This window comes from Amycolatopsis sp. M39 (assembly GCF_001651785.1).
In the GTDB taxonomy this organism is placed as follows: domain Bacteria; phylum Actinomycetota; class Actinomycetes; order Mycobacteriales; family Pseudonocardiaceae; genus Amycolatopsis; species Amycolatopsis rubida.
In genome coordinates this window covers 168,966-189,194 of sequence record NZ_LWSF01000003.1, presented here as the reverse complement: position 1 = coordinate 189,194, position 20,229 = coordinate 168,966, and the positions used below count along the sequence as shown (strand labels likewise).

At 68.5% G+C, this 20,229-nt stretch carries 18 protein-coding genes; 5 read left to right on the top strand and 13 right to left on the bottom strand.

Going from position 1 to position 20,229, the window contains the following annotated elements; all coding sequences use genetic code 11:
* The first annotated feature begins 395 nt into the window (after positions 1 to 395).
* The 3 genes from A4R44_RS09680 to A4R44_RS47810 are packed head-to-tail and all read left to right on the top strand — an operon-like array spanning position 396 to position 2,787.
* Positions 396 to 1,466, top strand: coding sequence for a CoA ester lyase (locus A4R44_RS09680; RefSeq protein ID WP_067578441.1), 1,071 nt, complete (start codon positions 396 to 398; stop codon positions 1,464 to 1,466).
* Positions 1,463 to 2,323 (top strand): CoA ester lyase, encoded by an 861-nt coding sequence (locus tag A4R44_RS09675; RefSeq protein WP_067578439.1) that lies wholly within the window; start codon positions 1,463 to 1,465, stop codon positions 2,321 to 2,323. The genes A4R44_RS09680 and A4R44_RS09675 overlap by 4 nt, the downstream gene beginning before the upstream one ends.
* 53 nt (positions 2,324 to 2,376) lie before the next feature.
* Positions 2,377 to 2,787 (top strand): hypothetical protein, encoded by a 411-nt coding sequence (locus tag A4R44_RS47810; protein WP_157904843.1) that lies wholly within the window; start codon positions 2,377 to 2,379, stop codon positions 2,785 to 2,787.
* Positions 2,788 to 2,936: 149 nt separating this feature from the next.
* On the opposite strand, the gene A4R44_RS09665 is transcribed toward A4R44_RS47810, so the two are convergent.
* Positions 2,937 to 3,383, bottom strand: a complete 447-nt coding sequence (locus A4R44_RS09665) for a hypothetical protein (protein WP_067578746.1) — start codon at positions 3,381 to 3,383, stop codon at positions 2,937 to 2,939.
* Between the two features lie 58 nt (positions 3,384 to 3,441).
* On the opposite strand from A4R44_RS09665, the gene A4R44_RS09660 reads away from it, so the two are divergent.
* Positions 3,442 to 5,124, top strand: coding sequence for a toll/interleukin-1 receptor domain-containing protein (locus A4R44_RS09660; RefSeq protein ID WP_067578435.1), 1,683 nt, complete (start codon positions 3,442 to 3,444; stop codon positions 5,122 to 5,124).
* Here A4R44_RS09660 and A4R44_RS09655 read toward each other — a convergent pair.
* The 8 genes from A4R44_RS09655 to A4R44_RS09620 are packed head-to-tail and all read right to left on the bottom strand — an operon-like array spanning position 5,117 to position 13,431.
* Positions 5,117 to 6,502, bottom strand: coding sequence for an amidase (locus tag A4R44_RS09655; RefSeq protein ID WP_067578433.1), 1,386 nt, complete (start codon positions 6,500 to 6,502; stop codon positions 5,117 to 5,119). The two genes, A4R44_RS09660 and A4R44_RS09655, sit on opposite strands and share 8 nt — an antisense overlap.
* A gap of 15 nt (positions 6,503 to 6,517) precedes the next feature.
* Positions 6,518 to 7,276 carry an SDR family NAD(P)-dependent oxidoreductase gene (locus A4R44_RS09650; RefSeq protein ID WP_067578431.1) on the bottom strand — a complete coding sequence of 253 codons (759 nt, stop codon included), beginning with the start codon at positions 7,274 to 7,276 and terminating at the stop codon, positions 6,518 to 6,520.
* Positions 7,273 to 8,697, bottom strand: a complete 1,425-nt coding sequence (locus A4R44_RS09645) for an aldehyde dehydrogenase family protein (protein WP_067578429.1) — start codon at positions 8,695 to 8,697, stop codon at positions 7,273 to 7,275. Before A4R44_RS09645 ends, A4R44_RS09650 begins: the two co-directional genes overlap by 4 nt.
* Positions 8,690 to 9,457 carry an ATP-binding cassette domain-containing protein gene (locus A4R44_RS09640; protein WP_067578427.1) on the bottom strand — a complete coding sequence of 256 codons (768 nt, stop codon included), beginning with the start codon at positions 9,455 to 9,457 and terminating at the stop codon, positions 8,690 to 8,692. Before A4R44_RS09640 ends, A4R44_RS09645 begins: the two co-directional genes overlap by 8 nt.
* Positions 9,454 to 10,188 carry an ABC transporter ATP-binding protein gene (locus A4R44_RS09635; RefSeq protein WP_067578425.1) on the bottom strand — a complete coding sequence of 245 codons (735 nt, stop codon included), beginning with the start codon at positions 10,186 to 10,188 and terminating at the stop codon, positions 9,454 to 9,456. Before A4R44_RS09635 ends, A4R44_RS09640 begins: the two co-directional genes overlap by 4 nt.
* The gene (locus A4R44_RS09630) at positions 10,185 to 11,000 is read right to left on the bottom strand and encodes an ABC transporter permease (protein ID WP_067578422.1); all 816 of its coding nucleotides are present in this window, start codon (positions 10,998 to 11,000) and stop codon (positions 10,185 to 10,187) included. Before A4R44_RS09630 ends, A4R44_RS09635 begins: the two co-directional genes overlap by 4 nt.
* Positions 11,000 to 11,944 (bottom strand): ABC transporter permease, encoded by a 945-nt coding sequence (locus A4R44_RS09625; protein ID WP_067578420.1) that lies wholly within the window; start codon positions 11,942 to 11,944, stop codon positions 11,000 to 11,002. The genes A4R44_RS09630 and A4R44_RS09625 overlap by 1 nt, the downstream gene beginning before the upstream one ends.
* Positions 11,941 to 13,431 (bottom strand): ABC transporter substrate-binding protein, encoded by a 1,491-nt coding sequence (locus tag A4R44_RS09620; protein ID WP_067578418.1) that lies wholly within the window; start codon positions 13,429 to 13,431, stop codon positions 11,941 to 11,943. Before A4R44_RS09620 ends, A4R44_RS09625 begins: the two co-directional genes overlap by 4 nt.
* Before the next feature lie 76 nt (positions 13,432 to 13,507).
* On the opposite strand from A4R44_RS09620, the gene A4R44_RS09615 reads away from it, so the two are divergent.
* A complete protein-coding gene (locus A4R44_RS09615) occupies positions 13,508 to 14,245 on the top strand; it encodes a FadR/GntR family transcriptional regulator (RefSeq protein ID WP_067578417.1) in 738 nt (245 codons plus the stop codon).
* A 1-nt stretch (position 14,246) separates the two neighbouring features.
* Here the strand turns inward: A4R44_RS09615 and A4R44_RS09610 are convergent, their stop codons facing one another.
* The 4 genes from A4R44_RS09610 to A4R44_RS09595 form a co-directional block, all read right to left on the bottom strand.
* Entirely contained in the window at positions 14,247 to 14,843 is a 597-nt protein-coding gene (locus A4R44_RS09610; protein WP_067578415.1) for a class F sortase, read from the bottom strand.
* Positions 14,843 to 15,571 (bottom strand): hypothetical protein, encoded by a 729-nt coding sequence (locus tag A4R44_RS47805; RefSeq protein ID WP_067578743.1) that lies wholly within the window; start codon positions 15,569 to 15,571, stop codon positions 14,843 to 14,845. Before A4R44_RS47805 ends, A4R44_RS09610 begins: the two co-directional genes overlap by 1 nt.
* Before the next feature lie 237 nt (positions 15,572 to 15,808).
* Positions 15,809 to 16,840, bottom strand: coding sequence for a PLP-dependent aspartate aminotransferase family protein (locus A4R44_RS09600; RefSeq protein ID WP_067578413.1), 1,032 nt, complete (start codon positions 16,838 to 16,840; stop codon positions 15,809 to 15,811).
* 145 nt (positions 16,841 to 16,985) lie between these two features.
* Positions 16,986 to 20,201, bottom strand: coding sequence for a penicillin acylase family protein (locus tag A4R44_RS09595; protein WP_067578411.1), 3,216 nt, complete (start codon positions 20,199 to 20,201; stop codon positions 16,986 to 16,988).
* Positions 20,202 to 20,229: the final 28 nt, after the last annotated feature.

The window sequence follows — 20,229 nt, the reverse complement described above, 5'->3', positions numbered from 1 at the left end:
TTCCTGCATACCGGCGAAAACCGGTACATGAACTGAGTACCAGGGCAAAGACGCGAGGTCTCCGGGTTGCCCCGCCGCGTGCGATCGGCGGCGCTCAGCGGTCGGTGACCGGTCGGTAGGCGGTCGTTCGACTTCAGCCCGACCGTGCGGCCAACCGAGTGAGACGGGGGTGAGTGGTGCGCACGGAGCGCTCCCCCTGGGTGTCGCACCGCCTCGTGCGGGGCAGGGCAAGCAGCGCAGCGTCTTACTCCGATCGGCCTAATCAACGCGGTTCCACAGTGGACTTCCCCTGGTCACGGACGTCACCCGGATGGCGGGTGAGCTTCGCCGCAGCGAGGGTTCGCGTCGCCGGTTTAGGGTTACCCGTCGGTCAAGTACCCGCCGGGAGGACCAGGATGCGCTCGCCGAAGGACTTCTTCGCCCCGCTCGCCGTCGGAGCGCCGCAGCCGCCGCGGCAGATCCCGGTGCGGCCCTCGCGCATGATCCACTTTTTCGATCCGGGCAACGAAAAGATGGCCGCGAAGGTCCCCGACCTCGCGAAGAAGACCGACGTCTTGCTCGGCAACCTCGAGGACGCCGTCCGCGCGGACCGCAAGGAAGCCGCGCGCGCCGGACTGGTGTCGATCGCGAAGGCGACGGACTTCGGCCGCACGCAGCTGTGGACGCGGGTGAACAGCCTCGACTCGCCGTGGGTGCTCGACGACCTGATCACGCTGGTCACCGAGATCGGCGACAAGCTCGACGTGATCATGATCCCGAAGGTCGAAGGCGCGCAGGACATTCACTACGTCGACCGGTTGCTGGCGCAGCTCGAAGCGCGGGCCGGGCTGACCGAACCGCTGCTGGTGCACGCGATCCTGGAAACGGCGAGCGGCGTGGCGAACGTCGAAGAGATCGCCGGAGCCTCGCCCCGCATGCAGGGCATCTCGCTGGGCCCGGCCGACCTGGCCGCGAGCCGCCGGATGAAGACGACCCGTGTCGGCGGCGGTCACCCGGGATATCTGGTGCGCACCGACCCGGTCGGCGAGGACCTCAACGAAGGCCGGACGACGTACCAGCAGGACCTGTGGCACTACACGGTCGCGCGGATGGTCGACGCGTGCGCGATGAACGGAATCCTTCCGTACTACGGGCCGTTCGGGGACATCCGTGACGTGGTGGCGTGCGAAGACCAGTTCCGCAACGCGTTCCTGCTCGGCTGTGTCGGCGCGTGGAGCCTGCACCCGGTGCAGATCGACATCGCGAAGAAGGTCTTCTCGCCGTCCCCCGCCGATGTGGCCTGGGCCCGTCGCGTGATCGCCGAGATGGGCGACGGAACCGGCGCGGTGATGATCGACGGGAAGATGCAGGACGACGCCTCGGTCAAACAGTGCCGGGTGGTCGTGGAACTGGCGGACGAACTGGCCGCCACCGACCCCGAACTGGCCGCCGCGTACGACGCCGCGACAAAGGAGATCCAGTCATGACCGAACTCCGCCCGCGGCGGTCCGTGCTGTACATGCCCGGCGCGAACGAACGCGCGCTGGAGAAGGCGAAAACTCTTCCCGCGGATGCGTTGATCCTGGACTTGGAAGACGCCGTCGCCCCCGACGCGAAGGAAGCCGCGCGGGAACGGGTCTGCGCCGCTGTCGGCACTTACGGCTCGCGCGAAGTGACGATCCGGGTCAACGGCCTGGACACCGAATGGCACGACGCCGACCTGCGCGCCGCCGCTGCCGCTGGTCCCGCCGCCGTGGTGGTGCCGAAGGTGAACTCAGCGGCTGAGGTGCACAACATCGAGCGCGCGCTGGAACTCGGCGGAGCGCCGGAGCACACGAAGATCTGGGCGATGGTGGAGACGCCGGTCGCGATGCTGCACGCCGAAGAGATCGCGGGAGCGTCGGAACGATTGACCGTGCTGGTGATGGGCACGAACGACCTGGCGAAGGAATTGCACGCGGAATTCGTGCCCGGCCGTGCACCGTTGCTGAGCGGGCTTTCGCTGTGCCTGCTCGCGGCACGCGCGACCGGGAAGGTGATCCTGGACGGGGTCTACAACGACGTCAAGGACGCCGACGGCTTCGAGGCGGAATGCTCGCAGGGGCGGCAGTACGGCTTCGACGGGAAGACGTTGATCCATCCTTCGCAGGTGGAGCCGTGCAACCGGATCTTCGCGCCGTCGGCGGAGGAAATCGACCGGTCGCGGCGGATCATCGCGGCGTTCGAGGAGGCTTCGGCTGAGGGACGCGGCGTGGTGACGGTGGATGGGCGGATGATCGAGAACCTGCATGTGGAGAACGCGCGGCGGGTGCTGGCGTTGGCGGAGGCGATCGGGGCGGAGTGAACCGGCCGGTCAACGGCCCCTGGCGGGACCGTCAGGCAACTACCCCCCCCCCGTTGTTTTCCGAGGTCGCCCAAGAGCCGGGAGTCCGGAGTCAACGGGGCGGCTCCAGAGACCTCCGCCAGCAGTTCGGCGACCTGCAGGAGCGCGACCCGCACGGATTCGATTTCCGCGCGCAGTTCCTCGACGTGTTCCCATTCGTTCTCGTGGTCGACCGGTGCCACGCCGTTCGCTCGCGTGGCTTCCCACGCGCCGAGACGCGGGTGCCAGCGCGCCAGCAGCGGGCGTACCGCCACGTTCAGCATCGTCAGCGCGAGCTTTCCGAACGTGATCGCGTCCGCGCTGCCCCGCGGCGACACTTCCGGGCCGTATTTGCGCAGGATCTCCCGGGTGGTGCCGAACAGGGTGTAGAGGCTGCTCAGCGCTTCCCGCGCGAGACCTTCGTCGCGGCGGAGTTTGACGACTGAGATCCGGGTCGCCAGTTCGGCATACAGCTCCCACGCCGCCTTCGCTTCCGCCTGCTGCGGCGTCCAGGATCCGCTGATCTCGCCGACGAACGGCAGCTTCAGTTTCACCCCGACCTCGCGCGGCCGGAACTGCCTGCTTCGCCTTCCCATCAGCGCACCGCCATCAGGAGCGAGCCCGCGCCGGCGAGTTCGGCGAGCCGTTCAGTCGCGTCGCGCAGGAGTACCTGCAGCTCGGCCAGCTCGGCACGCAGCTGCCCGGCCTGGTCCCACGCCCGCTCGTGCTCGAACTGGGACGCCCGCGACGGGCGGCGCTCGAGGTGGGCGTCGAGGAGGGGATGCCATTTGGCCAGGAACGGGCGCAATCCGTCATTGAGCAGCCGGAACACCACCTGGTGCAAGGAGTCCGACGTCAGCGACCGCTCCGGCGGATGCTCGGCCAGTGCCCGGCGCGCCTCGGTGAACACCTGGTAGAGGCTGCTGAGCGCCTCCGACAGCAGTCCCTCGTCCGGGCCGAGGCGGACCGCGGAGATCCGGCTGGCCAGTTCGACGTGCAAATTCCAGGCCAGGGACTTCTCAGGTCGCTCGGACACACTCATGTTCGGCATTCTAGGTGTCGGCGGCAGCGGCGGCAGCCGCCTCGGAGGGGAGGGCCGAGTGCTGGACTGGGATGTGTTCGTCAGCTACGACCGCACGGACGCGGCGGCGGTGCGGCGGATCGCGGCCGCGCTGGAGAGCGTGGGGCTTCGGGTGTTCCTGGACACCGAGGAAATCCGCCCGTTCGATCCCATCCCGGGGCGGCTGAGCGATGCCCTCGCCAGGTCCCGGATCCTGCTCGCCTACTACAGCCGGAGCTACGGATCGCGGCGCGCCTGCCAGGAAGAGTTCACCACCGCCTACCTGGCCGACCCCGAGCAGGTACTGGTGGTGAACCCCGAAACGGGCACCGGGCACCTGGCGCCTCGGGAACTGCTCGACGTCCTGCTGCCGGGGCATCCCGCGACCAAAGCGGCGCTGACCGCCCTCGTCGACGCGGTGCGGCAGCGGGTCTCGGCCGCTGCGCGCCCGATCGGACGGGCGAGCACGGCGCTCGGCTGGTCCGCGCCGGCGAAGTTCGCCGGCCGGTGGAAGGAACTCTGGGAGGTCCACTCGATCCTGCGCGGCGGTGGGACGGCCGTGGTGCACGGCTTGGTCGACATCGGCAAGACCACCCTGGCCCAGGCCTACGTCCGGCAGTTCGGCCAGGCTTATCACGCGGTTTTCGCCGGGTACTCGGCCGCGGCCACCGCTGGCGATCTGGTGGTGCTCGACGACGTCAGCGCTCCGCCGGAGCCGCTTCCCGCCGGTGTCTCGGTCTTGCTGCTCACCCGGGACCCGCGGCTGGCGAAACTGGGCACTGCCGTCGAGCTGACCGATCTGCGCGAGGACGAACTGGATCTGGCTGCCGAACTCCGGTCCGCCGCGGAGGGCAGCACCGGGCTGGCGCGACGCCTCTCCGAACAGTTCTTCGAGAGCGCCGAGACGGTGCTCGATCGCCTGCACCGCCAGTCCCCGTTGCTCGATCCGTTGGCCGAACGGCTCCTTCCGGCAGTGGAAGGCGGGTGGCACCTCGCCCGAGTGCTCGCCGCTGCCGCTCCCGCGTCGCTGACGCGGGACGCAGTCGCGGAGATTCTGACGGAAGCGCGCATCAGCACCGACCTCGACGCTGAGTTCACCGCGTTGCTCGCCGCGGGAGTCGTCGTCGGCGGGCTCGGCGAGTTCACGCTGCCGCCCGCCTTCCAGATCGTGCTGAGAGGCCGGGACCCTCGGCCGGCGCGAGCCGAGCAGGTGCGGCAGGCGACCATCGCGCTCCTCAAAAACCACGCCCGGCCACGGCACATTGTCCTCTCTCGCCCGCGCTCGGAGATCGACGAAGCGGAACGGCGGGCCGCGCATCAGATCCTCAACGAGTTGAACAGCCGCGTCGCGTTGCGCAAACTGCCGGACGACGAAGGTCTGCTGCGCAACGCACTCAGCTCGCTCCACGCACTGGTCGGCAGCCTCCGGCAGATCGCCGGCGGGATCAACCAGGACGCGCTCCGCCCTTCCACTTCAGTTCGACCGGGTTTGCAGACTCTGCTCCCCCGTCTTCAGAACGAGATTCTCCCGGCTTTCCTGACCTATTGGCACACCCGGCTCGATGACCATCACGACGTTCGGCCGCCGGGAATCGGCAGGCGTGACCACGAACTTGCCTGGTCGTTGCAAGCTCAGTGCCGTTCGGAACTCGCCGAGCTGCAAGCCGAAGTCGGCGAGATCGCCGACGAACTGGCCGTGCTGAGCGGAAACCCGCTCAGCTGACCGGCCAAGGACGCTGCTGCCCGCGCAGCTCCTCGTAGGCCGCCGCGACCTGGAGCACCTCCAGATCCGCGAACCGGCGTCCTGCGATCTGCAACCCGATCGGCAACCCCTCCGGCGTATAGCCGCAGTTCACCGACACCGCGGGCTGGCCGGACATGTTGTACGGCACGGTGAACGCGATGTGCTCGAACGGCCGCGCCGGGTCGTTCGTCGGGGACGGCCAGTCGGCGGGCGGCGGCAGGACGGGGCAGGTCGGTGACAGCACAACGTCGTACGGTTCCGTCGCGCCCAGCGCTGCCACGCTGATCGCGTCGATGGCAGCGAAACCGCGGTAGGTGTCGACACCGGACGCATCCGCTCCCCCAGCGGCCCATTCCGCGATGTACGGCAGGACTCGCGCACGCTGCTCTTCCGACAGTGCAGCCATGTCCGACCAGGCGCGGACTCGCCAGAAGGTGTCCAAGCCGTTCAGGTGTTCGCGGGTCAGGAACGACGCGATGGGTTCCACGATCGCACCGGCGGAGGCGAACAAATCGGCGGCAGCGGTGACCGCGTCGGCGACAGACGGGGTGACGGGGAGGCCGACACCGGGGTCGAGGTGCAGGCCGACGCGTAGGCCGGACAGGGAACCAGCCAGGGAAAGCCAGTCGATGGAAGCGGGCGGCAGGCTGAGGTGGTCCCGCGCGTCGGGTTGGGCCAGGACGCTCATCAGCAGGGCGGTGTCGGCGACGGTCCTGGTCAGGGGTCCGGCGACGCGGCCGAGGAAGGGCGGATCGACCGGGACGCGGCCGAAGCTGGGTTTCAGGCCGACCAAGCCGCACCAACCGGCGGGGAGGCGGATGGAGCCGCCGATGTCGGTGCCTACGTGCAGGGGGCCGTAGCCCGCGGCGGCTGCGGAGGCGGCACCGGCGCTGGAGCCGCCGGGGGTGCGTGTGACGTCCCACGGGTTGCGCGAAGCGGCGTGGAAGCTCGAAAGACCCGAGGTGAGCATGCCGTAGTCGGGCATGGTCGTCTTCGCCAGCAGCACTGCGCCTGACTCGCGTACGCGCGCCGCGGCGGGGGCGTCGGCCGCAGCGGGCGTTAGAGAGGTTGCGGCGGTGCCCAGGGGCGTGGGGACGCCGACGGAGGCGATGTTTTCCTTCAGCGTCAGAGGGACACCATCGATGGGACCGGAAGGCTCACCGGCGTGCCAGCGTGCTTCGGACGCTTTCGCTGCTTCGCGGGCTGAAGCGGCGTTGTACGCGTACAGAGCACGCAGTTCGGGTTCGCGGGCATCGATGCGGGCGAGGACGGCTTCGGTGACTTCGACGGGCGAGAACGTCTGCGCGCGGTACCCGGCTACCAGCTCGTTAGCGGTCAGGTCGGCCAATTCGGTCATCGCGGAACCTCCGATTCACGAAGCGGGTGGGTCAAAGCGGCCGTCGACTGCGGTCCAGCCGCCATCAACGGCCAGGACAGAGCCGGTGACGAAGGTCGAAGCGTCCGAAGCGAGGTACACGACGGCGCCGGCCAGTTCGTCCGCGCGCGCCCAGCGGCCGAGGGCACCCTTCTGGGCGTAGGCGTCGTACCAGTCGGGACGCGCTTTGATCTGCGCGGTCAAGGGCGTCTCGACAACGCCAGGGGCGATGGCATTGACACGTACGCCGGACGGTCCGAATTCAGCGGCGGCTGTGCGGAAGAGCTGCACTAAGCCGCCCTTCGTTGCTGCGTACGGGCCTTGGCCGGGTTCGACGGTGGTGCCGCGGATCGAGGAGAAGCCGATAATGCTTCCCCGGCCTTGCTCGACCATGGGTGCGCCAAACGCGCGTAGCACCTCGAAGGCGACGCCTAGGTTCAGCTCCACCACGCGGTCGAACTCTTCGCGCGTGTAGTCCAGCAGGCGTTTCCGGACGTTCGTGGCTGCGGTGAGCACCACGGCGTCCAGCGGGCCCAGTTCGGTAGCGGCGGCCGCGATGGCGCCGGGGGCGAGCAGGTCGATCTCGTACGGCTCGCCGGCCCCAGTCTCCCGAGCAGCGGCGACGTCGCGGTCCGCGCAGATCACCGACGCGCCGTGCGCGACCAAGGCTCGGGCGGCTTCGCGGCCGATTCCGCTGCCCGCGCCGAGCACGACGGCCCGGCGGCCGTCCATTCGGAACAGTCCGGCGTAGTTCACGGGCGCAGCACCGCCATCCTGGTCACGGTCAGCTCTTCGACGGCGAATCGCGGCCCCTCGCGCCCGATCCCGGAGTCCTTGACCCCGCCGTACGGCATCGTGTCGGACCGGAAACCCGGCACCTCGTTCACCACTACCCCGCCGACCTCCAGCTCGTCCAGCGCGCGGAACGCGGTCTTCAACGAGCGGCTGTACACGCTCGCGTGCAAGCCGTACCGCGACGCGTTGACCGCGGCGAATGCTTCGTCCACATCGGACACTGTGCGCAGACAGACGACCGGTCCGAAGATCTCCTCGTCCCAGCATTCGACGCCGTCCGGAACATCGGCGAGCACCGTCGGCTCCAGCACCCCGTCACGAGTCCCACCACCGGCCAGCAGTCGAGCACCCGCGGCGACGGCTTTGTCGATCCATTCCTCGACCCGGAAAGTAGCGCGTGAGTCGATCAGCGCGGACACCCTCGTGTCAGGGGAGCGCGGGTCACCAACGGTCACTTCGCCAAGCCGGGCAAGCACCTTGTCGGTGAACTCCGCGGCCACGGAAGACACCGCCAGCACCCGTTGTACGGAAATACAAGCCTGCCCGGACGCATAGAACCCGCCGCGCAGCACGGCGTCCGCGGCTGCGTCGAGGTCGGCGTCCTCGGCGACCACCAGCGCGGCGTTCGAGCCCAGCTCCAGCAGGGTCTTCGTCGGCGCGGCGGCGCGGGCGATCTGGTGGCCGACGGCGGCAGAGCCGGTGAAGGACACCGCGCCGATCCGCCGATCCGTGACCAGCGCCGATCCGACCGAAGCGTCTCCGGTGACCAGCTGGACCATCGCGGGCAGGTCAGTGCGGGAGCGGACCAGATGCACCAGCCACAGCGTCGCCAGCGGGGTTTGCGGTGCCGGCTTCACCACCACCGGACAGCCAGCGGCAATAGCGGGGGCGATCTTGTGCGAGGCCAGCAGCAGCGGGTAGTTGAACCCGGCGATGCCGACGACCACCCCGATCGGCTTGCGCTTCCAGAACCCGACCAGTCCGTCCCCGGAAGGCAGCAGGTCGAGCGGCACGGTTTCGCCGTGCAGCCGCGACACTTCCTCAGCCGCGGCCTCCCAGGTGACGATCGTCCGCGCGACCTCCACCTGGCAGTCGACCAGCGGTTTTCCGGTCTCCAGCACGAGCAGCTGCGCAAACTCCGCCCGACGCTCGCGCACGGCCGAAGCCACGTCGTTCAGCAACGTCCGGCGGGTCCGCGAAGGCAGCGAAGCGACTTCGCGAGCGGCTGCGACCGCCTCGTCGACAGCACGTGAAGCCAGCGCGGCAGTGCCGACCGGCGCGGTGCCGATCACGCTGCCGTCATAGGGAAACACGACGTCCGCGATATCCACTGTGGACATCCAGCCGGGACCAATCGGCAGGCCGTCCGGGTAGTCAGGCATCCGCTTCTCCCTTCAACCGGGCCAGCTCGGTCCGCAGATTCGGCGCGGCGGCCAGCAGTTCCCGGGTGTACTCGTGCGCCGGCGCGGCGTAAACCTGGTCGACCGCACCGATTTCCACGATCTCCCCGCGCCGCATCACCGCGACGCGATCGCACACGTGCCGCACCACGCCGAGGTCGTGCGAGACGAAAATCAACGTCAGCGAGAACTCTTCGACCAGCCGGGCCAGCAGGTCCAGGATCTGCGCGCGCACCGAAACGTCCAGCGCGCTCACCGGTTCGTCCGCGATCAGCACGCTCGGGTTCGGCGCGAGCGCGCGGGCGATCGAGATCCGCTGCCGTTGCCCGCCGGAGAACTGGTGCGGGTATCGCATCGCCGCGTCCTCGGGCAGTCCAACGGCGGCCAGCAGCTCGGCCACGCGCTCCGGCGACCGGCGGCCGAGCGGTTCGGACACGATGTCCCGCACGCGCATCCGCGGGTCGAGCGAGCTCATCGGATCCTGGAAAACGATCTGCATTTCGCTTCGCAGGAACCGCAGTTTCCGTTCGGGCAGCGAGTCGATCCGCTTCCTCTGGAACGACACCGTGCCCGCGGTCGGCCGATCCAACGCGGCCAGCAGCCGCACCAGCGTGGACTTCCCTGACCCGGATTCGCCGACGATCCCGAACCGCTCACCAGCGGAAACATCGAAACTCACCCCGCGCAACGCGTGCACGTCCCGCCGGGTATACCGCCGTTCCAGATCCTGTACGGAGATCATCGCGCGCCCTCCAGATCGGAGGCTGCCAGCAATCGCTGCGTGTAGGCGTGCTTCGGCGCGGTCAGCACCTCACGCGTCGAGCCGTGCTCCACAATGGACCCGTCGAGCATCACCAGCACCCGGTCGCACATCTGCGCCACCACCGCCAGATCGTGCGTGATGAACAACAGCGAACTCTCCGCCGACAGCCGCTCCTTGATCAGCGACAGAATCTGCGCCTGCACGGTGACGTCCAGCGCGGTGGTCGGTTCGTCGCAGATCAGCAGCGCCGGGTCGTTGGCCAGCGCGATCGCCAGCACCACCCGCTGCCGCTGTCCGCCGGACAGCTGATGCGGATATGCCCGCGCGACGTCCGGCAATCCGACCGCGGCCAGCAGTTCCCCCGCCGGACGCCCGCGGCGGCGGTGCACCCGGAACGGCTCGGTAACCTGCCGCCCGATCCGCATCGCCGGGTTCAGCGCCGTCATCGGCTCCTGGAACACCATCGCCATTCCGTTGCCGCGCAACCGGGACAGCTCCTTTTCGGACGCACCGAGCAGCTCCCGATCGTCCAGCCGCACCGAGCCGGTGGCCGACAGTCCTTCCGGCAGCAGGCCCAGCACGGACAGCGCGGTGAGCGATTTCCCGGACCCGGATTCGCCGATCAGCCCGACCCGCTCGCCCGCGCCCAGCTCGAACGAAACCCCCCGCACCAGGTCCGCGACCTGCAAGTTTTCCACCGTCAGCGTCATCCCCGCGCCGCCAATCGGGGGTCGAGACGGTCGCGCAGACCGTCGCCGAGAAGGTTGAATCCGAGCACCGCCACCGCGATCGCGACGCCGGGCACGAGCGCCAGCCGCGGATGCGCGGTGAGCAGCTCCTGCGATTCCTGCAGCATCCGGCCCCATGACGGTGTCGGCGGCCGCGTGCCGAAGCCGAGGAACGACAACGCCGCTTCGGCCAGCACCGCGATCGCGAACGACACCGAGGCCTGCACGATCAGCAGCCCGCCGATGTTCGGCAGCACGTGCGACCAGGCGATCCGCGTCCGTGACCGGCCGCCTGCCCGCGCGGCCAGCACGTATTCGCTGGCCATGACCTGCAACGAGCCCGACCGGGCGATCCGGGCGAACGACGGGATGGTCGCGATGCCGATGGCCACCATCGCGGTGAGCGTGTCCGCGCCGAACACCGCGCCGAACATGATCGCCAGCAGCAGCGCGGGAAACGCGAGCACCAGGTCGTTCACCCGCATCACGAACTCGCCGAGCCAGCGCGGGGACATCGCCGCCAGCACGCCCAGCGGCGTGCCGATCACCGCCGCGATGCCGACCGCGACCACGCCGACGTACAGCGTCGTTCGCGCGCCGACGAGGATCTGGCTGAAGACGTCGCGACCGAATTTGTCCGTGCCGAACAGGTGCCCGGCCGAAAAGCCCAGCAGCCGGTCCGCCGCGTTGACCTGCACCGGGTTGTACGGCGTCCAGACGAACGACACCAGCGCGGCCACCACGACGAGCGCGACCAGTATCCCGCCGAGCAGGAGATTTCCGTTGCGGCGCATCAGGACCCCCGCAGTCTCGGGTCGAGCACCGAATACAGCACGTCGACCACGAAGTTCACCAACAGCACCCCGGCCACCAGCACCAGCACGATCCCTTGCACAGTCAGCAAATCGCGCTGCGCGACCGCGTCCAGCAGCATGCTGCCGAGCCCGGGCAGCACGAACACTCGCTCCACGACGACCGCGCCGATCAGCAGCGTCGTCAACTGCAGGCCGAGCACGGTGACCACCGGGACGGACGCGTTGCGCAACCCGTGCCGGAACAGTGCCTGACCAGGCAAGAGTCCCTTGGAGCGGGCAGTGCGGAGGTAGTCTTGGCCGAGCGTGTCGAGCACCGCCGAGCGGACGTAGCGCGTGAGCACCGCGCCCTGTACGAGGCCGAGCGACAACGCCGGAAGGATCAGCCCGCGCAGGAACTCACCCGCGTCCTGGTCTGGCGGCGTCCATCCCCCGCTCGGCAGCCAGCGCAGCTGAACGGCGAAAATCTGCACCAGGATGATGCCCGCGAGGAACGCCGGAATCGCCACGCCGACCTGCGACAGCCCGGAAACCGCGACGCCGCTGGCCTTCCGGTGCCGCACCGCGGCGAACGCGCCAGCGGGCAAGGCGATCACCAGCGCGACGATCATCCCCGCGCCGACCAGCCACAACGTGACGCCGAGCCGGTCCACCAGCTGCGGGCTGATCGCCTCGCGCGTGACGTACGACCGGCCGAAGTCGCCGCGGGCGACCCCGCCCATCCAGCTCAGGTACTGCTCGACCAGCGGCCGGTCGATGCCGAACTCGGCGCGGGTCTTCGCGAGCAGCTCCGGCGTCGCGTTCACGCCGAGCGCGACCTGCGCGGGATCGCCCGGCAGCACCGCCATGAACAGGAACACCACAATGGACGCCACGAACAGGCTCACCGCGAACACGGCCACCCGCCGCAGCACACGCGCGGTCATGCCGGCCTCACCCCGGTCAGGTCGAAGGACTCGCTTACTTGGTTGCGCGCGAGCCCGGTCACCTTCTTCTTGGCGACCACGACGTTCGGGAACAGGAACAGCCAGTCCGCGGCCGCATCGGTGTTCAGCTGCCGCGCGACCGCCTTCATGTCGCGCACCTGCTCCTGCGAGGTGCCGCTGTCCGCCGCGGCGAGCAGCTGCTGCACCCGTTTGCTGTCGTAACCCCAGTAGTACTTGGGTTTTCCGAACGTCGAGATGTCGCGGGCTTCGACGTGCTGGATAATCGACAGGTCGTAGTCGTGATCGGTGAAGACCTGCTTGAGCCACACTGCCGGGAAGTCGAGCGGCTCGATCGTCGTGGTGACCCCGACGTCCGCCAGCTGCGACTGCACCACCTGCGCCGCCGACACCGCGTACGGCAGGTTCGGAATCCGCAGCCGCAGCTTGAGATCATGCACGCCCGCCTCGGCGAGCAGTTGCTTCGCCTTCGCCGGGTCGTAGGAATAGACCTTCGACAGGTCCTCGTACCACGGGTCAGTGGGCGGGACCATACTGCCGATGAGCGTGCCGCGTCCGTTGAAGACCAGGTCCAGCACGGCTTTTCGATCGATGGCGTAGGTGAGCGCGCGGCGGACGCGCACGTCGTTCAACGGTGCGCGGCGGCCGTTGAACGCCAGCGTGACCTCGCTGTTCGTGGTGCCCTGCAGCACGGTGAACCGGTCGTCGCCCTGGAACTGCGGGATCGAATCGGCCGACGTGAGGTTGGAGATCACGTCGATTCCGTTGGACAGCAAGGCGTTGTTGAGCGCGGTCGGATCGGCGAAGTACTTGAGCACGACCGTGCGATACGCCGGTTTCCGTCCCCAGTACCGCGGATTCTCCCGTAAGACAATGGAATCGCCGCGGCGGCGCGAGGCCACCTCGTACGGTCCGGTGCCGACCGGATGGTTCGCCAGATCCGCGACGCCGGTCGGGCTGAACATCGCGCCGAGCCTGCTGGTGAGGCTGAACAGCCAGCCGTTGCTGGGTTTCGACAGCACGACGCGAGCGTGATCCGGCGCGACGACCTCGACGTGGTCCACGACGTCCATCGCCGACTTGAGCGAGATCGTCCAGTCGGTTTTCACTCGCATCAGCGAGAACTGGACGTCGGAGGCGGTGAACGGCGCTCCATTGCTGAACTTGACGGCCTGCCGCAACTGGAAGTCATAGGTCTTGCGGTCCGGGCTGATCGTCCAGGACTTCGCGAGCAGCGGCACGATCCGGCCCTGCTGATCGAGCTTCACCAGGCCCTCGTAGACGTTGTAGAGCAGCGCCTGCGGGATGGCCGCGCCGTCGGAACGAGTGAAGTCGAAGTTGGCCGGCTCCGCCGTGTATCCCACGGAAAGCGTGTCCGGACCTGGGGAAACGCTCGCGCTGGAGCCTGCCGAGCAGCCGGCCGTCACGAGCAGCAGCGCCAGCGCCGCGGCCAGGCTCCGGGCTTTCATTCCGCCTCCTGCTCAGTACACTGGTCTGACCAGTAAACCCTAGGCAGACTCGCATCCGGCAGACACCGAGGTCAAGATGAAGTTCGAACCGGTGGCTCCGGTCCGCGCCTACGAGCGGATCGTCGAGCAGATCGAGGAGGCTGTGGTCAGCGGCCGCCTCAAACCCGGCGAACGGCTGCCCGGCGAACGGGAGCTGATGACGCAGTTCGGCGTCGGCCGCTCGACGGTGCGCGAGGCGCTGCGGGTGCTCCAGGCCGCCGAGCTGATCCGGTCGCGGCCGGGCGACCCGCGCGGACCCGAGGTGCTGGCCGCTTCCCCGGGCGCGCTGCACCGGTCGATGCACCGGCTGGCCCGGGCGGACCACGTCGGGCTGGCGGACCTGCTGCAATTCCGGATGGTGCTCGACGGTTCGTCGCACCTGCTGGCCGCGGAACTGCGCACCGCCGAGGATGTGACCGCGCTCGACGTCGCGTTGGAAGGAATGGCAGCGGCGGACGGATACGCCGAATTCAGCCGCGCGGACGTCGCATTCCATGACGTCATTGCCCGAGTGTCCCGAAATCCGCTCCTGGTGGTGAGCGGCGAAGTGGTCCGCGGCGTGGTGCTGGAATTGATCGAGGACAAACTCAGCCATGCCAATGACCGCGCCGCGCTGATGCATTCCTGGCTGCGGCACCACGAAGAGGTGCTGAACGCGATCCGCGCCGCCGACGGGGAGTCGGCGGCGCGGCTGGCGCGTCAAGCGCTGTATGACAACTATGCGGAGTACGTGCCGAAGGAACAGCGAACGCTGCTCACCCCGTTGCTGACCTGAGTCAGGAGACCAGGTTCGCGTACACCACGATGTTGTCCTGGTAACTGTGCTCGGCGTGGTCGAACACGCCGCCGCAGGTGATGAGGCGCAGCTGCGGCTTGTCCGTGTTGCCGAAGACGGCCTGCGTCGGGAACGTGTCCTTGGGGACCTGGTCCTTGTGGTCCACGACGAACTTCAGCTTCTTGCCGTCGCTGCGTTCGATGTCGACCTCGTCGCCCGGGTTCACGTCCTTGAGCTTGAAGAAGATGCCCGGCTTGTGGTTGCCGTCGACGTGCCCGAGCACGATCGCCGGGCCCACGTCGCCCGGCACCGGCGAAAGCCGGTACCACGCGGCCTGCATCGGGTTCTTCACCGACGGCACCGAAATCTGCCCGTCCTTGTTCGGCAGGACGGTGATCAGCGACGATTTCGCGCCGATCTTCGGGATCTCGACCGACGTCGGCCGCAGCCCGGTGAACGGCTTGGTCACCGGGACCGCCGCACTGGCCGGAGCCTGCGCGGCGGGCGCCGCCGGGGCGTCCGAACCGCACGCGCTCAGCGAGAGGGAGAGGAGCAGAGCGCCCACGAGAGCGACGCCCTGCCCGTACTTCCTGGTCATCAGGCGGCCATGCCCCCGAAGCCGGTCTCGATGCCGTGCTTCGGCGCGTACTTCACCTGCGAGCCGCCGTGGCCGCCGGTGGTGCCGGCCGAACCAGCGCCCGCGCCGCCCGCCGGGGGAAGCTTGCCGCCGTCGGTCGGCTTGCCGCCGCAGGTCCAGACCGCGCGCACACTGCCGCTCTCGAAGGAGACGCCGTCGTGGCGCTTGACCAGCCACGCCCAGTAGCGACCATCGGTCTCGTCCTGGTGCGGGCCCTCGACGAGGTCGAAGTCGTTGGAGTGCAGGCCGGTCGGCTCGCCCGCCGCGCACGCGATCACGACGACGCCGAGGTTCTCGTCGAGGTCGACGCCGTAGCCGGTGTCGTCGACGTACGGCGGCTCCTCCGGAGTGGAGGTCTCCGAGGTCGAGGAGGTCGGCGTGGTCGGCTTGTCGGTCTCGGTGGGCTTGCCGGTCTCCGTCGGCTTACCGGTTTCGGTCGGCTTGCCGGTCTCCGTCGGCTTGCCGGTCTCCGTCGGCGCACCGGTCTCGGTCGGCTGACTGGTCTCGGTCGGCTGGCCGGTCTCGCTGGCCGGGGCCTCCGAGGCGGGAGCCGTCTCGCCCGTGGTGGCCGGAGCCGAGGCGGAGGTTTCCGGCGAGGTCTCCTCCGCGTTCGCGGCGGGCACGACGGCAAGACTGATCAGGGCGCCCGCGAGCACAGCGCCCGCGAGTCTGCCCAGAGTCTTCTTCAAGATGATTACCCCTCTGAGGAAAAGCGCGATGACCCCCACCGCGCCCGCTGATCCTGCCCAAGATTCAGCCCATAGGGGTAACCCTTTAGCTGGTGATTAACGACACCAGAGAAAGCGGTAACGAATGCCTTCCCGACGGCGATGATTTCTCCCGATTGCCGGTAATCCGACCCGTCGTGCCCATACCGTAACAGTTTCCGGGCGACCCGCACAGCCCCCGTTAAAGAATGGCGGAAATCAGCCGAGCGCGGTCAGCAAATCCCGCCACAGGTCTTCCGGGTCTTCCAAACCGATGGAAAACCGGATGAGCCCCGGCGGCACGCGCTCCTCGCCGGGCAGCCACGCACGTCGTTCCACCAGGCTTTCCACCCCGCCGAGGCTCGTCGCGGGCCGGATCAACCGGACGTTCGCGCACACCTTGTCCGCAGCGTCGGCACCGGCGACCTCGAACGCCGCCATCATCCCGAAACCGGGATAGCGGACCTTTGTTACCGCCGGGTGTTCCGCCAACCGGGACACCAGCAGTTCCGCGGTACGAGTTTGCTCGGCGAGCCGCACCGGAAGCGTCCGCAAACCACGCAACGCGAGCCACGCTTCGAGCGCACCCGGCGTCGCGCCGACCCGAGTCCGCGCCGCGCGAAGTTCGTCCACAATGTCCTGATCGACTGCGACCGCGACGCCGAGCAGAAGGTCGCTGTGTCCGCCAATGAGCTTCGTCGCGCTGTGCACGACAATGTCCGCGCCGAGCGACAGCGGTTGCTGATGCAGCGAAGTCGCGAAGGTGTTGTCGACGACGACGCGTCCCTTCGTACCGCGCGCGATTGTCTCGATCTCCATCACGTCGAGCGTCGGGTTAGTCGGCGATTCGAGCCACAACAGATCGGCGTCGCAATCGAGCCAAGCCTGCGTGTCCGTCGGCTCCAATTCGGTGACCGTGAGGCGGCCGAGTTGCTGCGCGTGCTTCAACGCTCCGCGCGTGACTGCGTAACTGAACGAGGGAACCGCAACCGTCGACCCGACCGGCAACGAATCCAGCACCGCGGACAACGTCGCGACGCCAGACGCGAAGGAGACCGCAGTGCCGCCCTCAAGCGACCCGACGACTTCCTCGAAAGCAGCCCAGGTAGCCGTGCCGTCTGAGCGGGAATACACCGCGTCGCCGCCGGCCTCGAAAGTGCTCGTGGCCACGATCGGCGTGTTCAGCGGCTCGCCAGGGCCGTGCGGCCGGCCCGCCGCGATCGCGCGGGTCCGCGGAGTCCAGTCGTCCATGCGGACACGGTAACTTCGCGGCTGTCGGAACGGCAGGCGACGAATATCACCAGGTGGTCAGCCGTTCCACAAAGTGGACGACACCGGCGCGAAAAGAACCGCCCCGGCCGATCCTGCTGGCCGGGGCGGTCCGTGGCAACCGAACTCAGTGCGCGTAAACCTCGAACTCGTACAGCGAATACCCGTACTTGGTCCCGCGCGTAACGCCCTGCATCCGAACGAACCGCGCGTCCGAAGGCGCGAACGAGACGTTGTCCGACCCGCCGTCCCCGTCCGTCACCACAGCCGCGTCGTGCCAGTCGGTGCCGTCCGTGGACAGCTGGATCTTGTATCCCTTCCCGTACGCCTTCTCCCACGACAGCACCGCTCGCGAAACCTGCTGCACCGAGCCGAGATCCACGGTGATCGACTGGTTGTCGCTCCAGTCGCTCGCCCAGCGGGTGCCCGGGTTGCCGTCGACCGCGTTCGAAGCCGGGGAGTTGTAGAAGCCGGTTTCCGCGCTGGAAGCGTTCACCGGTTTGCCCGCCGCGAGGTTCGAGACGTTGTCGCCGCGGTGGGCGGGGTACTCCACGACCTGCTGGAACGTCGGCCGGTTCTGGGTGCTGATCTTGCCGTGCGCGATCCCGCCCAGCGGACGCTGGATCACCGTGTCGGCGCACCACTGGTCACCCGCCGAGCAGTCGCCGTCGCCGGGATACACGGTGTTCGCGGGCTGCCCGGCGGCCGTGGTCAGCGAGTCGACCAGGGTCTGCCGGCACGCGGTTAGGTCGCCGCCGCCGCAGAACTTCGCGCCAAGCGGGCCTGCGACCGGCTGTCCGAGAGCAGTGCGGATGTCCTTGCTGACGTAACCCCACCAGCCGTGCTGATAGGCCGAACCCTGGTGCGGCTGCCCGACGTGCTTGCCCGGCGTCTCGTTCTGGAAGCCGGACGGGCTTTCGTTGATCTGCAGCACGTTCGTCATCGCGCCGAACGCGTCGTCGCCCATCGCCGGTTTGAACTCGCCGGTGACCAGCAGCGGCCACCACGCGTCCATGATCCGGATCGCGTCGGCGTCGTTGTAGGTCTTGCTTCCCTGGCCGGACTCGACGCGCTGGTGTCCGTGCTCCATCCACGTCTTCAGCTTCGCTTCGGCGTCCGCCGCGGCACCGGTGAGCGGGGCCTTGTCCAGCACCTGCAACAGCAGCGGCAGCACCTTCTCCGCGCGCAGGTCAGCCAGCGCCGCGTCCTCCATCGCCTGGGTCAGGTTCACCCGGGTCACCTTGGTGCCGCTGGAAAGCAGCGCCTTGACCCGTGCATCGAGCAGATCGCCGCGGTGCACGGCGGACTTGTCCGCGCCGCCGGACGCGTAGCCGTCTGCCTGCGCGTTGTTCCAGCTGATGTAGTAGTCCTGGTTCACCGATTGCGGATGCTGCGACGCGGGCGTGTAGTCGGCCTTGTTGCCCGCCGGGTTCCAGCCCTTCCAGTCGAACCCGCGATCGCCCCACGCGGGCATCATCGGGTCCACAGTGGAATTGCGCACCGGATTCGCACCCGAGCTGAAGTACGCGATGTCCTTCGAATCCGCGTAGAACCAGTTGAAGGTGAAGTTGACGTCGTTCGCGGCGCGCTGGAAGTCCGCGGCCGATTTGACGAAGCCCGGGTCGTTGAACTCCTGGAACCCGATCAGCGAATCCACCTCGTGGAAGTACGAGGACCGCAGCGACGAGTACGCCACCGGCTTCCCGTCCACCGTCGCCCGCGAGGTCACCGGGCCGTACTTCGTGCGGTAGCTGCGCAGCGTGTAGGACCCGGCGGCGGTGCCGTCCGCGACCGTCGGCGACCAGGCGTTCTTGCGCTCCACGGTGTCCATCGGGAGGCATTTGCCCTGGTAGAGGTAGTAGTTCGAGTCCTTGGTGGCCGGTTTGCCGCTCGGGTCGCACAGCGGCAGCGCGTAGGTGTCGATCATGTCCTGCGCCGCGGTCGTCGCGCTCCACGAGTAGTCCTGGCCGCGCCCGAGCAGCACGTACATGCTGAGCCCGGCGAACGACGCGCCGCGCGCGCTGATGCCCGGACCCTGGATTTCCTGCAACAGCAACAGCTGCGGAGCGAAATACCCGGTCTGCGGGCCGAACACGGCGACCGGATGCCCGCTGGCGGTCTTCGCGCCGGACACCAGCAGCGCGTTGGACATGCCGTGCTTTTCCTTGAGCAGGTTGCCCGGCAGCACGCCGTTGTCGAACATGCCGCGCGCGGACTCCTGGTCCTTCGGAGCCGGAACCTTGACCTTCGCTTGCGCGGCGGCGGCCGAGCCGGTCTGGTCGAACACGAGCTGCTGGTTGGTCACCGAGCCCTTGTCCGGCAACGCCGCGCCCTGCGGGTTCGCCGGAGTGGTGCCGTACGGGAAATTCTGCCCGTCGTGCAGGGTCTTCACGGCCTCGGGATCGTCCGCGGCACGCAGGCTCTGCCACACCTTTTCGCCCTGCTCGACGCCGTACTTCTCTTGCAACGCCAGCTTCGCGACCGCGTTCTGCACCTCGCCGCCACCGCCGGCGCCGAACTGCGCGCCCACCACTGAGGCGAGCACGACGAGGTCCGTGAGCTTGAACGGTTCGATGGTGCCCGCATTGGTGATCGCGTCGACATGCCCGGTCAGCACGTACTCGCCGGGGAAGTACCGGCCGTTGTGCGAATCGGTGATGTATTTGTTGATGCCTTCGATGTAGTCCTGCGCGTCTTCGAGGCCCTGCTTGCCGCGCGGGCCGCTCGCCGCCACCGCGTCGATCTGCTGCCGCAGTTCGTCCTCGGTATAAGGCGCGGAGGCGAAGAAAGACTGTTCCAGCTCGCGGTTCGCTTCCGCCCCGCCGGCGTACGACGTCAGCTGGCCGCGGCCGACCCGGCGCATGATGTCCATGAGCCACAAGCGATCCTGCGCCGCGGCGTATCCCGCGCCGTATTCGGTGCCGGACCGCGTCGTGCCCTGGATGTGCGGGACGCCGGTCGCCTTGTCACGCGTGATCGTCACGTCGTCGCGCGGTTTCAGCGTGCTCGCGACCTGGTCGGCGGGCACGCCGAAGGACGAGTCGTTGAAGAATTTGCCGATGGCGCCGGTCGTCAGCGTCTTGTAGCCGCCCGCGAGATCGGCGTATTTGCCGAGCTGGTCGTCGGCGTGCCCGGGCTGGGTGCCGAACGCCTTGTTGGCGAGGATTTCGGCGAGCGTCGCGCTGCCGTTCTCGCCTGGCGGGAGGATGTCGTTGCACTGGCCAGCGCAGTAGTCGTTGCCGGGCAACGCGGCGGAAGCCGGTGCCGCGGTCCCGATCTGCACTAGCCCGGCCGTGAGCACGGCTACCGCGCCCGCGGCCAGGATGGGAATGCGTCGTCGCATGCCACAGCTCCGTCCACGAAGGATGCCC

Bases quoted from the DNA above. Each gene is read 5' to 3' on its own strand.
- A4R44_RS09680 (WP_067578441.1), top strand. From the start codon at position 396: ATGCGCTCGCCGAAGGACTTCTTCGCCCCGCTCGCCGTCGGAGCGCCG.
- A4R44_RS09675 (WP_067578439.1), top strand. From the start codon at position 1,463: ATGACCGAACTCCGCCCGCGGCGGTCCGTGCTGTACATGCCCGGCGCG.
- A4R44_RS09665 (WP_067578746.1), bottom strand. From the start codon at position 3,383: ATGAGTGTGTCCGAGCGACCTGAGAAGTCCCTGGCCTGGAATTTGCAC.
- A4R44_RS09655 (WP_067578433.1), bottom strand. From the start codon at position 6,502: ATGACCGAATTGGCCGACCTGACCGCTAACGAGCTGGTAGCCGGGTAC.
- A4R44_RS09645 (WP_067578429.1), bottom strand. From the start codon at position 8,697: ATGCCTGACTACCCGGACGGCCTGCCGATTGGTCCCGGCTGGATGTCC.
- A4R44_RS09640 (WP_067578427.1), bottom strand. From the start codon at position 9,457: ATGATCTCCGTACAGGATCTGGAACGGCGGTATACCCGGCGGGACGTG.
- A4R44_RS09635 (WP_067578425.1), bottom strand. From the start codon at position 10,188: ATGACGCTGACGGTGGAAAACTTGCAGGTCGCGGACCTGGTGCGGGGG.
- A4R44_RS09630 (WP_067578422.1), bottom strand. From the start codon at position 11,000: ATGCGCCGCAACGGAAATCTCCTGCTCGGCGGGATACTGGTCGCGCTC.
- A4R44_RS09625 (WP_067578420.1), bottom strand. From the start codon at position 11,944: ATGACCGCGCGTGTGCTGCGGCGGGTGGCCGTGTTCGCGGTGAGCCTG.
- A4R44_RS09620 (WP_067578418.1), bottom strand. From the start codon at position 13,431: ATGAAAGCCCGGAGCCTGGCCGCGGCGCTGGCGCTGCTGCTCGTGACG.
- A4R44_RS09615 (WP_067578417.1), top strand. From the start codon at position 13,508: ATGAAGTTCGAACCGGTGGCTCCGGTCCGCGCCTACGAGCGGATCGTC.
- A4R44_RS09610 (WP_067578415.1), bottom strand. From the start codon at position 14,843: ATGACCAGGAAGTACGGGCAGGGCGTCGCTCTCGTGGGCGCTCTGCTC.
- A4R44_RS09600 (WP_067578413.1), bottom strand. From the start codon at position 16,840: ATGGACGACTGGACTCCGCGGACCCGCGCGATCGCGGCGGGCCGGCCG.
- A4R44_RS09595 (WP_067578411.1), bottom strand. From the start codon at position 20,201: ATGCGACGACGCATTCCCATCCTGGCCGCGGGCGCGGTAGCCGTGCTC.